The organism is Veillonella sp. 3_1_44 (genome assembly GCF_000163715.1).
In the GTDB taxonomy this organism is placed as follows: domain Bacteria; phylum Bacillota; class Negativicutes; order Veillonellales; family Veillonellaceae; genus Veillonella; species Veillonella parvula_A.
The window spans coordinates 293,561-308,512 of sequence record NZ_GG770200.1 but is presented as its reverse complement, the minus strand read 5'-3'; the positions used below and the strand labels follow the sequence as shown (position 1 = coordinate 308,512).

Genomic DNA, 14,952 nt, shown 5'->3' with positions numbered 1-14,952 from the left:
CTTAGAATAGCTATATTGGTTATTCTAGCTAATCTTGTTATACTAGCCTATTAGCCCAAGAATCCTCCATGGCCCATAGCTATACAATCTTCTTTGGTGATTTCATCATCTGCGATGAGGCGTGGCACAATTTCATCAAAAGCAGTCGGTTTGCTGAACAATACACCACCTGGTACACCAAGAATTGGTGTGCCATCTGCACAGTAAGCAATGCAAACCATGGACCCTGGTAACACAGGTAATCCATAGGTAACTACTCGATCTGCATAGCGTTTAATCGCTCCTGGAGTGAGATCATCTGGGTCAACGCTCATACCGCCAGTGCAGAAAATGATATCTGCGCCTGCTGCTTTCACCTTGTCGATAGCCGCCACGATATCGTCTGTATTATCCGTTACAATTTCGTGAGCTACCTTTGTAACACCAAATTCAGCACAACGTTCTTCAATGATTGGTGTGAAAGCATCTTTAATACGACCTTCAAATACTTCAGAACCAGTCGTAACGATACCCATTGTTTTGCGCACGAACGGCTTTACATGTAACAAAGGCTTACCATCAGCAATTTTCTTTGCATCTTCTACTTGTTGTTCTTCTAACAACAATGGAATACAGCGCATGCCTGCTAGTTTATCACCAGCTTTCACAGGTGTATTATTAAATCTCGTTACAATAGTCAACTCACCAATGCTATTGATAGCATATAATCGGTCTACATCGACCTTGAAAAGGCCATCTACATCCGCAATGGCTTCAATTTTACCTTGTGCCATAGGGCCATCGTGCATGTTTTCACCGCCTGCCATATGGTATAAAGCACGAGCTACATCCTCTTCATGCAAGAACCCCTCATCTTCCGGCTCCATTACAAATACATGTTCCTTGCCAAGATACAAGAGTTTAGGAATGTCCTCTTCTGTAATTACATGTCCACGGCGGAAGGGCGTGTCTTTCACCTCACCGATGACGATTCTTACGAGATCGTGTAATAATATTTGCCCTACGGCATCTTGTGTTCTAATAGATTTCATAATATCTCCCAAGTCATTAATAACAAAATACGTTACTGTATAACATCAAAATGTATTTAATACTATTATTCAATATTAATATGTTTACATAGTACAGAGTAGACGCACTATTAGCATACCAACCCAACAGAGGATTAAGCCCCCTACGACTTGTACTGCACCGTACCATAACGCTTGTACATAGGATTCAGCCATCATAAGCTGTAGCATTTCAAAGGCAAAGGTTGAGAAGGTGGTAAATGCACCTAGCCCACCTACAACGAGGAAGAATCTCGCCCATTGATGTAGATCTGGCTTTTGCATATAAAGGCCTAAGACTAGACCGATAATGAGGCAACCAACGAGGTTTACTACTACCGTACCATACGGAAACGAGCTGACCTTTGTCATCACCCATTCACCAAGAGCCATACGGCATAAGGCCCCAGTGGCGCCACCGAGGGCAACGGCTATGTATTTTTCCATATTGCCTCCTCTACTCAAAATAACATACTAGATGGTATGATCACATTACTATAGCATACATGTAATACTACTTTCACAATTCGTGTAATTATCTGTAATAGCCGATAATTATCTACTTTTCTATATTAGTCAGATGCTAATAATCTCAGTATACTATATTTAGAGAGTAGGGAAAAGAAAGGAGTCCCTATGCACCCCTCGTCTACACCGCTCACCGAACTGCGGATCAACACATACGAAGACCCGTTTTTACAACATCAATATGTTTGTTTAGGTCATAAAATTGCCATTATTCGCGTATCCCTAAATATGTCTCAACAAGAGTTAGCTCGTCACATTGGTATCAGTCGTAGTTATTTAAGTAAATTAGAATGTGGTACAGGCATCTCCGGCATGTCTTTGGAAATTCTTTTTAAAATCGCCCAAGCCTTTCAAATCAACGTAGGTCAACTCGTAAGACTGCGTGTTGTAGATTATAAAAACTGTAATGCGCACCTAACATCACACTATAAACGACTAGAGCTTCTGAACCACACCAAAAGAACGTCTCGAAACAAAACAAGAACAAACTAATCTGATAGACTAAAAGAACAGTTAATTAAATACAACAAATGATAACTAATTTATATCAAGATGCTCGAAATACTCTAAATGAAAATTGAATTAACTATTCAAAATAACAATCAAAAAAGCTCCGTCAATGGCGGAGCTTTTCATATGTCATTATGCCTATTACATCATCATCAGCATCAGCAGGCATTACACTTCATTAAGTTTTTTATGTTGTACTTCTGCATTTGCTTTTTTAAAGATAAATGCATTGTTAATATGCTGACGCATAGCTGTTTCTGCAGCAACTTCGTCGTGACGTTCAATAGCGTCTACGATTTGATCATGTTCGTCATCACAATCATGTGTACGTACAGCATTGAAAGAACTGATGTACATGTCGCGATTAACCCGTTCACGGAAACCTGCTAGATAATCTACAATGCGTTCATTGCCAGAGTAATGAGCAATCATTGTATGGAATCGGCTATTCACATCAACACGTTCTGTGGCATCTTCAATTTCATGCATTTCTTTACAAAGAGTTCTTAGCTCTTGTACTTGCTCAGGTGTAGCATGACGAGCACATAATCTAGCACCAAGTCCTTCCATTACTTCACGAACTTGGTAAAGCGCTACGATTTCTTCTGGCGTGTCAGCTTTTACAGTGACGCCTTTCCAAGGAACGATAACTACGAGATTATCTTTAGCCAATTTGCGGAATGCCTCACGCACAGGTGTAGCACTCACTTGTAATTGTTCTGCAATCTTTACTTCGTTAAGCTTCTCTTGAGGCATCAATTCGCCTGTTAAGATAGCTGTTTTTAATGTTAAATATACTTGTTCACTGAGAGGTAATCTTTCGATAGAATCCACTGCGGACAATTTGTATTTATCTTTTGAACTTTGTCTTCCCATTACTAGCCCCTAAACCTTGCTAACCATTCGTGCTTTCAGACTTTCAAAGAACGGTTAAAATGAGTATAATATAGTATACAACATATCTTAGACAGTATGTTGTGCGAAATTAAGTACATACATTACAATTATAGAACTCATCATTAAGACTGTCAATTTAACTATAGATAATAGCTATATCTCATTTTTGAAAGTAAGGAAGTATACTATGAGCCGTTGTTTGATTATCATCAACCCTGTCTCAGGAGGCGGTGCAGCGCGCCGTTACGCCCTCGATTTACAATGGAAATTGAGCACCTTGTTCGAAACGATTGAGGTTAAATTCACCAGAGGTGAAGGCGATGCTACACGTTTCGCTAAGAACGCTTGTGAGCGCGGGTTTGATGCCGTATTCTGCATGGGTGGTGACGGCACTGTTAACGAAACCGTTAATGGTATTGCCCAAGGTGGATTCTCCTGTACCTTTGGGTTTATCCCCGTTGGTACAGTAAATGATATGTCTCGTGCGCTCGGCATTCACCAAAATCCAACACAAGCTATCAGGCGTATCGATATCAATGAAACTCGAACCATTGATATCGGCCGTTGTAATGATCGGTATTTCTGCAATAATATTGCAGCTGGTGTTATTCCTAAGGTTGTGGATGAAGTTACGCCAAAGGAAAAAAGCATACTCGGCCCTCTTGCGTATTTCTTGCGAGCAGGCCAAGCGTTGTTCACTACAAAGGACTACACGTACCGCATCAAAACAGAGAACGACGATTTCATCTGCAAATCCCCTCTCGTTTTAGCCCTACTTACCAATGTAGTCTCTAGCTTTGAACGTTTTATGCCAGAAGCCTCTGTAGATGATGGTTATATGCGTATCATCATCTTCAAGGAATATTTTATCCTCGATATTCTCAGCGTATTACCACTCATTATCAGTGGTGCCATCTATAATTCTCGTTATACAACGACATTAACGGTGAAAAAAGCTCATATCGAACTTCTATCTGACGTCGATGATTTATCGACTAATATGGATGGTGATGCAGGTCCGGATATGCCTGTGGATATTGAAGTATTGCCACGCGTACTCAAAGTATTTGCACCTGCAAAGCACAAAAAGAAAAAAGCCTTAAATCTGCCTAAACTACCACATATATAATAAGTAATTGGTAACACAAAAGCTCTCTATACAACGGATAGAGAGCTTTTGTGTTTATTAATTTATAAGAATCTATGCGCATTAGTCCACAATGATTGCATCATGCAAGCGGAAGCTATAAATGTAACATGCTTTCACGGGCATTCCCGTCAATCGCTGCAAGGCCTCTTTATAGAGGTCCATTTGGATTTTATAGCGCTTAATGAGTTCTTCTCCGGATGTAACGCGATCCGTTTTGTAATCTACGAGAACCCATTCGCCATCCTCCTCAAAGGCCGTATCAATAATACCTTGAAGGAACAGATTTTCCCCGTCCTCTAAAGTATCGTATACGCGTTTTCCTTCAAAGAGCATGCTAAACGGCAACTCTCGTTCGATACGTTTTGCATTGATAAGGCGCTTACCAAGATCAGAGTTGAAAAATTTATACAAACTTGTATCGCTTAATAAATTCCGTTCTTCCTCTGTAAAAGTCCCTTTCGCCACCAATGCATCGAGTTCTTTCGTCAAAGAAGCTTGCGTATACTTCACAAGAGGTAGCCATTGCATAGCCTCATGCATCAAGGTACCCCATTGAGCACCGGTCAATACATCATCTTCAGACTGTAATGCTTGTGGCTTTCGACCGAATACGGAGTTTGCTAGGGCATCTGCTGAAACTTCTACCGTTGCAATCGGTTCATTCAAAGTATCAATAGTTCCTGCTTCAAGTTCTCGTTCTTGGAATCGTCGCTTCAATTCACTAACAGAAATTTTAGCAGTACGTCGTGTAGCATCGTTGTATGGATAGATATAGTTAAAACGGTCCACGATTTTCTGCGGTAATTCTACGGAATTAACAGCTTTTAAGTCCCGCACCTTATTGATTGTTGTCTCGTCAATATCCGCTTTGTAATCGAGATCACCATAGAGAGAACCATCATGAATTTCAACCTTTAAACGACACTGTTTATCAGGCAAATCAAAATAGGTGGGGCCTTCGTACTCGATGGCTACGCGCAATGGATTACCGCCATCTAAATGACGAGCAAAGCCCATAATCATCCAGTCTAGATAGGTATTAGCTTGTGTAATAATATCTGTCGGTAACTGTTGAGTTTCTACGGAAGCCGCATTTTTAATGAGCTCACCTATGGTGCTTAACACACCTTTAGAATTTTTAAAGCCTTTAATAAAGCCTGTCATGAACAGCTTATCTCGTGCCCGTGTCAAGGCAACATAGAGAATGCGCTGCTCCTCCGCCTTGAGGGCCGCTTCTTTTACGTCTTTCACATAAAACCAAGGCATGGTCGGGAAGGACACTCGAATATCTGGGAAATACCCTTTCAAACCAAGACCTGCATTTTTATCGATAAGAAGCTCTGAACGCAAGTCCATCATGTTGAATCGCTTTTGTACACCAGATAGGAACACTACAGGGAATTCAAGGCCCTTACTCTTATGGATGGTCATAAGGCGCACCACATTGTCTGCCTCGCTCACCACATTGGCAAGAGGCATATCTTGGTTGCTGTCGCGTAAGCTTTCCACAAAGCGCAAGAACCTAAAGAGCCCACGGAAGCCAGAGGCTTCATAGCCCTTGGCTCTATCGTATAAGGCGAGCACATTGGCACGGCGAACGAGGCCATTCGGCATAGCTCCCACATAGTTTACATAGTCTTGAGATTCGTAAATATCCCACAACAAGTCGGTCACACCGTGACGACGCGATAAGGTGCGCCACCTTTCCATATGCCCAATAAAGGCCAATAAACGCTCATCTTGAGCCTCTTCTGCATAGGCTGGCATAAGAGACCATAAGGAGCCCTCACCAGACAGGCGCAATGCACCTAGTTCGTTGGCATCAAGGCCTACGAGGCCAGAGTGCAACACGGCAGCCATCGGCAAATCTTGTTCCGGATTATCTATGACGGATAACAACGCCAATAAGAGTTGAATCTCTTGGGCTTCAAAGTAACCGTCTCGCTCATTTACCACCGCAGGAATCCCCGCTTGCCGCATGGCTTCTACGGCACGCGTCCCCCAGCCCGCTAAGGATCTGCGCAAAATAGCAAAGTCTCGCCACTCGATTTGACGGAATGTGCCATCTGGATTTTGTACCTGCTTCTTAGCAGCATGGATTTCTTTGATTTTTTGAATGATAAAATCTAGCTCACGCTCGTTGTTTTCAGGGTCATCCCCTTCATCTTCGTCACTTTCACTAGCACCAAGGGTATCCTTACTCACATCTAAGAGTTGCAATTCTACGTCACCACCGACCCAATCCTCAGGCGCATCCTCCACGATACGGCCAGGAATGAGCGATTCAGCCTCTGTGTAATTGAGCTCTGCCGCGTCTTCCGTCATGATTTGGTAGAACAAGAAGTTCGTAGCCGCCAAAATATTTGCGTCAGATCGGAAGTTTTTTGCCAAGTCGATACGACGTTCTACCGCATCATTGCCGCCGTACGTATTATATTTCTCCATGAACAGAGAACTATCGGCCATACGGAAGCTATAAATAGCCTGCTTCACGTCCCCCACATAAAACCTATTATCGATGCGAGAAATCAAGTTAATAATCGTCTCTTGCACGCCGTTCGTATCTTGGTATTCATCAACCATGATTTCTTTGAAAGTATCTTGTAGTTCCTTCGCTACTTCAGATGGCTGAGGGTCATCCTCTGTACCAGGTTCAACGAGAAGGGCCAAGCATAAATGCTCAAGGTCGCTGAAATCCATGATACCTTGCTCTTGTTTCATATCCCGATACGCTTGGTGGAATGCAATCGTTAGCTCTACAAGGCCTTCTATGATTGGATATTGAGCCTTAAACTGTTCTTGCAAGGTGGCTTCCGGAACGGTGAATATAGCGGCTTGCATAGCTTTAAGGTCATCTTTATTTTGACCGCCCAAAGATTTAAACTCTGCCACCAATATAGGATCATAGGCTTGCGCCTCTTTGGAGCCCATGCGGAACTGATCCTTAATAAAGGTATCCATATGTTTACAAGCTTCCCCCATGTCGTCCCAAGTTTGAGCCGCTGAAAGCATGCCTAGTGCAGCCAGTTGATTATCGTATATATTTTGCCATTTATGAGGCCCTGTCGGATCGAGCAAGATTTGTTCCATCCGCTCTAAGCGCTCGCGAATGCGATCGATGACAGCCATGTGATTCGACCACATATATTCACCCCACAACGTATCGCTAGGGTTTATGGTCATCGCCTCTTTATAAGGCTCTAACGCTTTTCGTAGCCATCCATCTGGATTGGCGAGGGACATGGCGTAGTTATACAGGGACATAATCTTCGCCGTTAAGCCTGCATCGGATTTATCATCGCTGAAGAAATCCGCTAGCTCATAGATATTATAAAGGCCCTCTTCATAGGATTTAGTTAATAAATCGGCTAATACCTCTTGTTGTAGCAATGCCATTTCTGCTTCATTGCCGATGCGCGCTGTCGGATTAATGTCGAGCTTATAGAAATAGGAACGAATCACCCATTGGCAAAAGGAGTGCAATGTAGAAATATGAGCCGAGGGCAACAGATTGAGCTGTCGTTCAAGGCGCGCTTGTAGTGCAGCATCATCTGTAGATTCCATGGCTTTAGCCAAGGCAAGGCCAATACGAGCGCTCATCTCTTGGGCCGCAGCCTTTGTGAAAGTTACAACCATGAGTTCTTGAACAGATAAGGGATTATCCATGTCCTTAAGGCGCGTAATAATGCGTTCTACTAGGACCGCTGTCTTACCTGAACCGGCAGCGGCCGCAACAAGTAAGGTCTGATTATCTAAAGAGGAGTCCTTAGGCGCTATGATGGCAGACTCCTGCTCTGGCGTCCATTTAACACCCATGGTTTTCACCTCCTTTGCTACTATTATTTCCGTCGTTTAAGACCTCTTTCATCCGTTCTAATGCGTCATTCTCGGACAATTTAGACAAATAATTATATCGATTACGGCTAGAGTCAAAGCGACATACCGTTCTGTAGTCGCAGAATGTACAAGGTCTAAGGCCATTCAATTGATATGGCTTAATCGGAAACTGCCCGTCCCCAATGTGACGGCCTGTTTCAGCCATCACGTGATTTGTATAGCGGCACATTACATCAAATTCACCTGTAGACTTAACCTTTCGCAAATCTCTGCTAGAAATGGTTTGATCTTTTTTCGTAGCAATCGGCACATAAGGCCCTCGCTTAGATCCATAGGACAAGAACTTATTGTCAATATGCGTCAACAACTCTATATCATCGGAGAAGTACCCACTGTTTTGCCAAGCATCGCTTTCATTAGCCAACGAAACCGCATCTTCATAAGATATAGGCGCATCAGCAGGGATTTTAGGGTTCTTCACGTAAGAGTAAACCACCGCCGCAGGGGACATAGATCCGCCATGTGTTTTACCATAAGCGGACTCCAAAGCCAACAGATAGGTCATGAGTTGCAGTTTAAGTCCATAATACACATCTTGGGCCGTCACATGAGCACCACCCGACTTGTAGTCGATAACCATGCCATAGGTTTGATCATCCCGTGTATATTCGTCGATGCGGTCAATTTGACCGATGAGTCGCAAGTAACGGTCTTCACCAAGAGAAACTCGAATAGGGTCCCAGCCACCTTGACGACCAAAGTCTTGCTCTAAATACTTCGTATCAAAATCGCTGCGCTTAGACCACTCTACGAGGCGGTCTACCGTCACATGTAATGTTCTCTGTACACGCTGTTCGATGGCCTTTTGATAGGCATCGCTCGTTTCTTCACCTAGCTGATTTTCTTGCAAGATTTCGTCTGCCACAGTACGGCATAGATTTTCTTGTTCCTCTTCGTCAAGGTCACGCCATTGTTTGTTATTTTCTAATAGATAATTACCTAAGCGCTCTAAATTAGCATGTAAGAACGTACCGATTTCAGGAGCTCCAAAGGAGCGTACTGGACGTGGTTCTAGTTTCAAACCATATTGGGCATAGAACTTAAACGGACATTGTTGGTATCGTTCAAGGCGTGTCACAGAACCAGACATGTAGCCTTTAGACAAGAATAGACCATTCACTAAATCCTGCGTTATGACAGGCACATCGTTGTTATCTCGAATGCCACGTGACACCTCCGCTAAACGAGGACGATAGGTTTCGCTTTCACGAGCCCAGTTATAGAGACCCCACCAAAGAGGATTGACCTCATAACCACTAAAGAGCGCACCCCAACGCTCCGATAACAATGACAGACTTTGGAGTGGGCGCCACACGTAATCTGCCTCTGTATCAGGTGCAATGGAGAGAGGAATATCTACTACCTGATCTATGTACCCAAGAGATTCTAATCGTTTCGCAACGAGGGATGGCTCAAGACCTGTTCCATCCTCACCAGAGCCCGCATAGGACAAGGTCAACGAATCGGATGCCCGTGTCATGGCGAGATATAATAGGAAATTCTCGTTGAAAGCCTTCGGCAAGGCCCCTTCTGCTAAGGTAATGCCTGCATCGGCCAATTCTTGACGCTCCTTATCCTTGATGAGACCTTCATCTCCCATACTTTGAGGGAATACGCCTTGGTTGAGGCCCATTACGAACACCTTAGGCCACCACTGGCTGTAACCACGTTCGATAGTGGTGATCACCACATGATCTAAAGACGGCGGAATCATAGAGTAGTTTACATCGCTAAGGCCTTCTTCGAGGAGGAGCATCATCTCATCCAGAGTCAATATTTCATCCTTCATGACCATAGAAATTTCGTCTATAAAGGAAAGAACCGCATTATACATCTGTTCATGACTAGCTTTGGATTCTTGATCACCTATAGTTTCTGCATCCTTCGCCCATTCATAGAGCCGCTCTGGCACTTGTAAGATTTCTAATAAACCATAAAGTTGTGTACCCCACTCAGCCCCTGTATGACCCTCCGCATTAGCAGCAAAGTCAAACCATGGAGATAATATATCCATAATGATTTCTCTTGCTTTGTTAACACGTGCTCTGCGTGGTGCATCTACGTGGCTCTCTTCATCTTGCCCCTCATGAAAGCCTCGTAGGTACGGCCAGCTTTCACGTTCCCATTTATAATGATCGATACCAAACTCGAGAACATAGTTCTCTAACTCATCTACAGCCTCACGAGTAAGCGGCATCAAGTCCGTCTTGAGCAATAGAAACATGCTGTCCCGACTATAGTTATGACGCACGATATCAAAAAGAGCCGTCAATAGCTCACCTAATGGATGGTTTTTCATAGGCCGCTGACGGTCGATAAAGTGCGGGATGCCGTAGCGAGCAAAAACCTTTTCTAAAGTGTCACCATAGGTTTCAGACTCGCGGAGCATGATACATACATCTCGGTAACGAGCCTCTTCAGATGATTCTATATAGGCTAAAATACGACGAGCCACCGCATCGGCTTCGCGTTCCCTGTTATAGCCTCGAATAAGCGGAATCGTTGCATCTGTAGTATTTTTCTTACTAGGGCTAGCAAAGTAATTAGCCTCTAGCTCTTGAACGATTTGAGGGCCTCGTTTCCCATCAAAGCCAACCCAGTTGATATTAAAGCCATAACGAGCAACTAAGGTGTCGTAAATCTCTAAAGGGCGGCTGAAGAGATGCTCCCCTCGACGAGCTAAATTTAACGCCTTTGGGGCCATCGGTAAATCGATAGTAATAACGGCTTCCTTCGCCAAGTCAAACAAAGTATAAATCAGCTCGTAATGTGTGGGCGTAAACCAATGAAAACCATCGATAAAGACGTGGCTATTCTCCATGAGAGGAGATTGTGGCAAAGCCTCTACGATTTCCATGATAGGATCGATGTCGCGCTCCCCATGACGACTGAGTTCCTCTTCATAGGCAGACATACAGATAGCTAGCTCGCGCAATTTCTTTTGTAATACATTATTTTTAACAGTCTCTGCCCCTCGTTCTAGATCAGCAGGGCCTACACGAAAGGCGCGGAATTCAGAAAAGAGCTGTTGCAATACGGAGGAAAACTCAGGCCGCTTTGTAGCCTGTTCTAACAGCCCCAGTTCCTTTTGTTTTCGTTTCATTACAAGGCGCAACAACATAGCCCGGCCAAAGCTAGATAAACTCGATTGACCAACCCCTTTTGAGCCTATCGATTGATATACCTGATAACCCAAACGCCCAAAGCCTACGACACGAACTGTAGTAAAGCCTTTTTCAGGCATAAATTCAGCTAGCTCCCGTTCTATCCGATAGGTGGCAGGTTCAGGAACAAGTAAAATTATTGGTTCCCCTGGACAATCTGTCATGACCTGACGTATGCGCTCATATACGGCACGTGTCTTGCCTGATCCAGCCCGTCCATAATAGACGCTAATACTCATGAGACCTCCCTAGTGAAACTTTCACCATCTCAATTGATGTAATTCACAAATGTATGTTGCTCATATCATTTAACGCATTAGATATAGCACTACACAAATTAATTGTAGCACTATACGAATTAGATATAGCATTAAACGAAGTTTTTCGATATAATAAATTACTATACTGATTATTATTATATAGTAATATGACATTCTATGGCTAATTGTACAATATTTGACTCATCTGATTATATTTATTTATAATTAAGATAATATTTTATATTTTATTTACAATTAGCATGAATTCCTATATAATACAAGTTAGTATCTGTGTTATTTGTAAAATCATGTATTTAGGAGTAAATTATTATGAACAAAAAACATTTAGCAACTGCTTTTGCAGTATTTGCAGCGACAACAATGTCTTTCTCTGCTTTTGCTGCAACTATCGATGCTAATGCACGCGCTTATGAACGTGCTTCAGCAGAGCAATATTCTTATCCTGCACCACAAGCGGCTACGCCAGCTTACCAAACTAGTTATGCTACAAGTGCACCGCGCCCTGGTTACAAACCATTGCCGGCAGTGCCTTATACAGCAGGCGATATGGCTCAACAAATGCCTGTATCTAAAGAATTAGGCGATCCAATCTTTGTGGCACCTCAAACAACAGCTGTAGGTCTTCAAATCATGGATCCTATCCCTACTGAAGCCCAACCGGTATACCAAGAAACTGTAAACTCCGTAACAGCTAATGGCAACGGCAGCTCCTACGTTTCTCGCTACAAAGCTAACCAATTGAATGCGTTTGACTTATTGTTAAATGGCAAAACTTACACTTATGACTTGCCTGCATACACTAATGGCTACCAAGTGAAAACTGCTAGCTCTTACAACCGTGCTGGCAACGGTGTTGCGAATGTATTCTCTACAAACGTAATCACTGAAGCAGTTGTAAATAACAACTCTTTGCGCATCACTGTAAACATGACTCAACCAACAGCTGTAGCAGCTGCTAAATTGCGTTCTATGCAACAATCTGGTCAAGTAGCAAGTGGTGAAGTAGCTGCATTGTTTGCTTACAATGAAAGCTATGATGGTGTAAAACAAGCAGCTCATTATGATATCTTCAACAACAACGGTCGTTACATCGTTGTTAAATCCGGTGCTGTAACTGTACCAAATGGTGCACAACACCCTTACGCAACTGCATTATTCGCAGTAACTGAAGACACTGTAGCAGCTGTAACCGTATCTGGCAACACTGCTGAAGCTTCTGATTTAGTAAAAGGCACTGCATACGCAATTGCACAATCTGCTAAGGTGTCCAATAACAAAGTATCTACTAAATCTAAAAAATAATTCGTTACAAATTTAATTTTATCTGGTGAAAGCCCCCAACTTTCGCTAGCACAAAAGACTATAAATCACTAACTCCCCCAATGAGGCAACTCATTAGGGGAGTTTTTATGTTCTTTATATTACGTTGTATTATAATCCCGTTCCAGTTCTATTATAGCTCCGTTATAATCGCGTAAAGACCTCTAATGCCTTATACGCCATTAATCGATAACCACGCTCGTTGGGATGAACCTCTCCGGCAAAGACAATTTGTCCAATTTGATCTGCTTCAAACAAGGTAGTATAGAAATCTATAACTTTAATATTATGCGCCTCTGCGTAAGCTTTTAGCTGTTCATTAACCTCTCGTACAACCAGATCCAATCCGTCCATATCGCTATCAATTTGAGTTTCTAAACCGATGATTACCGTCCCTTTTGTACTAGCAAGCTCAATAGCTTTCACCAAAGTCTTGTACACATAGGTACTATCTCGACCTTGTAAAATATCGTTAGTGCCACACATCAAGAAAATATGACGTGTTGGATCGGATACAGCAGTAACCGCCCAATTTTCAATATTATAAATCATACCCTGTACGGAGCAGCCATCTTCACCGTAGTTTGTAAAATTAACACCCTCTATGGATGCATCACAGATTTCGACCCAACCGCGTCCATAGGGCACATCATAGCCACGCGTAATGCTATCGCCAAAACAGATGATTTCCATCTTCACCCCTCCCTCCTGTACTATGACTTAATCATATAATAAAAGAACACTATACACAATATACATATTAATTACAAAAAAGGATCCGTTTTGATCTGCCCTCCAATTAGACGCAATTTTTAGAAGAGCAATTCATGTACGGATCCATTTATATTATTTAAGACGAATAAAGAATAATGCACATGCACCAATAATAGGAGCTATAGCGATAGACATCAAAGACATTTGGTAGCTACCCGTCATGACAAGGACATTGCCCAAGAGAAGTGGTGCCAAGAGTGCACCAATTTGGTTAAACAAGTTTACAAAGCCCGCTGTAGTACCGCGCAAATGAGGTGCTGCAGATTGAACTACGAGAGCATTGGTCAACGCACTATGCATAAAGGCACCTATACCGAGGATTGGACCTGTTACAAAGAGCATATTTGGATTTGCCGTACTTGCAAACAAGATTAAAGCTGGCGCAAATAAGAACATAACGAGCGCCGCTAAATGGTTCTTCTTAATTGGCAAAATATCAGATAAAATACCGATCGTTGGTTTTGCAATTAGCGCAGCCGTACCGAACACGCTCATGACTTGGCCTGCATAGATAGCCGTTACACCTAATTGTTTAACCATGTACAAGTTCGCCCATTGCGTTACGCCCCAAGTCGTACCTGTTGCGAAGAAGCCAGCAATCGCTAAGCAACGAATATTGCGGTTAGAAACGATGTGCTTCAAGTTTTCTACTAAAGACGTTTGTCCTACGCCAAGCTTAGCAGCCGCTTCAGAAGCCTCTGCCTCTCGTTGTGCGAGAACTTCTGCACTAGGCTTACGCACCGTGAAGTAACATAACACGAGTACTACCAATGGCAAGATTGCTGTAGCAAGGAATGCAGTTTGCCAACCGTAATGTGTAGCCACATACGGTGCGTAAAGGTTTACCGTAGTAATACCAAAGGAAGTACAACTCATGAAGATACCTACGGCCGCACCGCGTTGGTTCGGACCGAAGTGATCGCCGATAGCACTCAAGCAAGAAGCTTGTACAGGGCCAGACATAACACCTAGCAAGAAGCGCAAGCCCCAAGCCATGTTATAGTCTGTAATGGTACTCATCAAAGCCGTTACAGCAGCCATACCAATCAAACTAAACAAGATAGTACGTCTATAACCGATTTTATCGGCTAAGATGCCACCTGGTAATACCGTTAACGCATACCCAAAGTAAAAGGCCGAAATATGTTGAGCCCCCATCTTAGCTGTGAAATGCAACGCCTCATTGAGGATAGGCATAACAGATGCCCAGGACAAGCGCATAACAAAGCTCAACAAGAACGTGAGCCACACACTAAGGAGAATTAAAATCTGAGTTCGCGAGAAACTAAGTCGATTCATACGAGCTCCTTTCTACAGAATATCTAATAAATATATCGATAGCATATCATAGTGAGTAAAGATTGAAAAGCCCTCTAGGCATA

The 14,952-nt window shown here is 42.9% G+C and carries 10 protein-coding genes; 3 read left to right on the top strand and 7 right to left on the bottom strand.

What is annotated here, in order from left to right; translation table 11 throughout:
- Positions 1–50 precede the first annotated feature (50 nt).
- Complete coding sequence (locus tag HMPREF0873_RS05065; RefSeq protein WP_038125668.1) at positions 51–1,031, bottom strand: molybdopterin-binding protein; 981 nt, start codon at positions 1,029–1,031, stop codon at positions 51–53.
- A gap of 84 nt (positions 1,032–1,115) precedes the next feature.
- On the bottom strand, positions 1,116–1,496 hold the full coding sequence (crcB, locus tag HMPREF0873_RS05060) for a fluoride efflux transporter CrcB (RefSeq protein WP_008714785.1): 381 nt from the start codon (positions 1,494–1,496) through the stop codon (positions 1,116–1,118).
- A gap of 189 nt (positions 1,497–1,685) precedes the next feature.
- On the opposite strand from crcB, the gene HMPREF0873_RS05055 reads away from it, so the two are divergent.
- A complete protein-coding gene (locus HMPREF0873_RS05055) occupies positions 1,686–2,069 on the top strand; it encodes a helix-turn-helix domain-containing protein (RefSeq protein ID WP_008714784.1) in 384 nt (127 codons plus the stop codon).
- Between the two features lie 186 nt (positions 2,070–2,255).
- Here the strand turns inward: HMPREF0873_RS05055 and HMPREF0873_RS05050 are convergent, their stop codons facing one another.
- A complete protein-coding gene (locus HMPREF0873_RS05050; RefSeq protein WP_004694848.1) occupies positions 2,256–2,963 on the bottom strand; it encodes a GntR family transcriptional regulator in 708 nt (235 codons plus the stop codon).
- A 208-nt stretch (positions 2,964–3,171) separates the two neighbouring features.
- Here HMPREF0873_RS05050 and HMPREF0873_RS05045 point away from each other — a divergent pair, with 208 nt between their 5' ends.
- On the top strand, positions 3,172–4,113 hold the full coding sequence (locus HMPREF0873_RS05045) for a diacylglycerol kinase family protein (RefSeq protein WP_008602199.1): 942 nt from the start codon (positions 3,172–3,174) through the stop codon (positions 4,111–4,113).
- Positions 4,114–4,194: 81 nt separating this feature from the next.
- On the opposite strand, the gene addA is transcribed toward HMPREF0873_RS05045, so the two are convergent.
- Positions 4,195–7,950: a helicase-exonuclease AddAB subunit AddA gene (gene addA, locus HMPREF0873_RS05040; RefSeq protein WP_008714783.1), complete on the bottom strand. Its 3,756-nt coding sequence runs from the start codon at positions 7,948–7,950 to the stop codon at positions 4,195–4,197.
- Positions 7,940–11,434 (bottom strand): PD-(D/E)XK nuclease family protein, encoded by a 3,495-nt coding sequence (locus tag HMPREF0873_RS05035; protein ID WP_008714782.1) that lies wholly within the window; start codon positions 11,432–11,434, stop codon positions 7,940–7,942. The genes addA and HMPREF0873_RS05035 overlap by 11 nt, the downstream gene beginning before the upstream one ends.
- 351 nt (positions 11,435–11,785) lie before the next feature.
- Between HMPREF0873_RS05035 and HMPREF0873_RS05030 the strand changes: the two genes are divergently transcribed.
- Complete coding sequence (locus tag HMPREF0873_RS05030) at positions 11,786–12,778, top strand: hypothetical protein (RefSeq protein WP_004694840.1); 993 nt, start codon at positions 11,786–11,788, stop codon at positions 12,776–12,778.
- 162 nt (positions 12,779–12,940) lie between these two features.
- On the opposite strand, the gene HMPREF0873_RS05025 is transcribed toward HMPREF0873_RS05030, so the two are convergent.
- Both HMPREF0873_RS05025 and HMPREF0873_RS05020 read right to left on the bottom strand, forming a co-directional pair.
- The gene (locus HMPREF0873_RS05025; protein ID WP_008602190.1) at positions 12,941–13,489 is read right to left on the bottom strand and encodes a GDSL-type esterase/lipase family protein; all 549 of its coding nucleotides are present in this window, start codon (positions 13,487–13,489) and stop codon (positions 12,941–12,943) included.
- 153 nt (positions 13,490–13,642) lie between these two features.
- Positions 13,643–14,869 carry an MFS transporter gene (locus HMPREF0873_RS05020; RefSeq protein ID WP_008714780.1) on the bottom strand — a complete coding sequence of 409 codons (1,227 nt, stop codon included), beginning with the start codon at positions 14,867–14,869 and terminating at the stop codon, positions 13,643–13,645.
- Positions 14,870–14,952 lie beyond the last annotated feature (83 nt).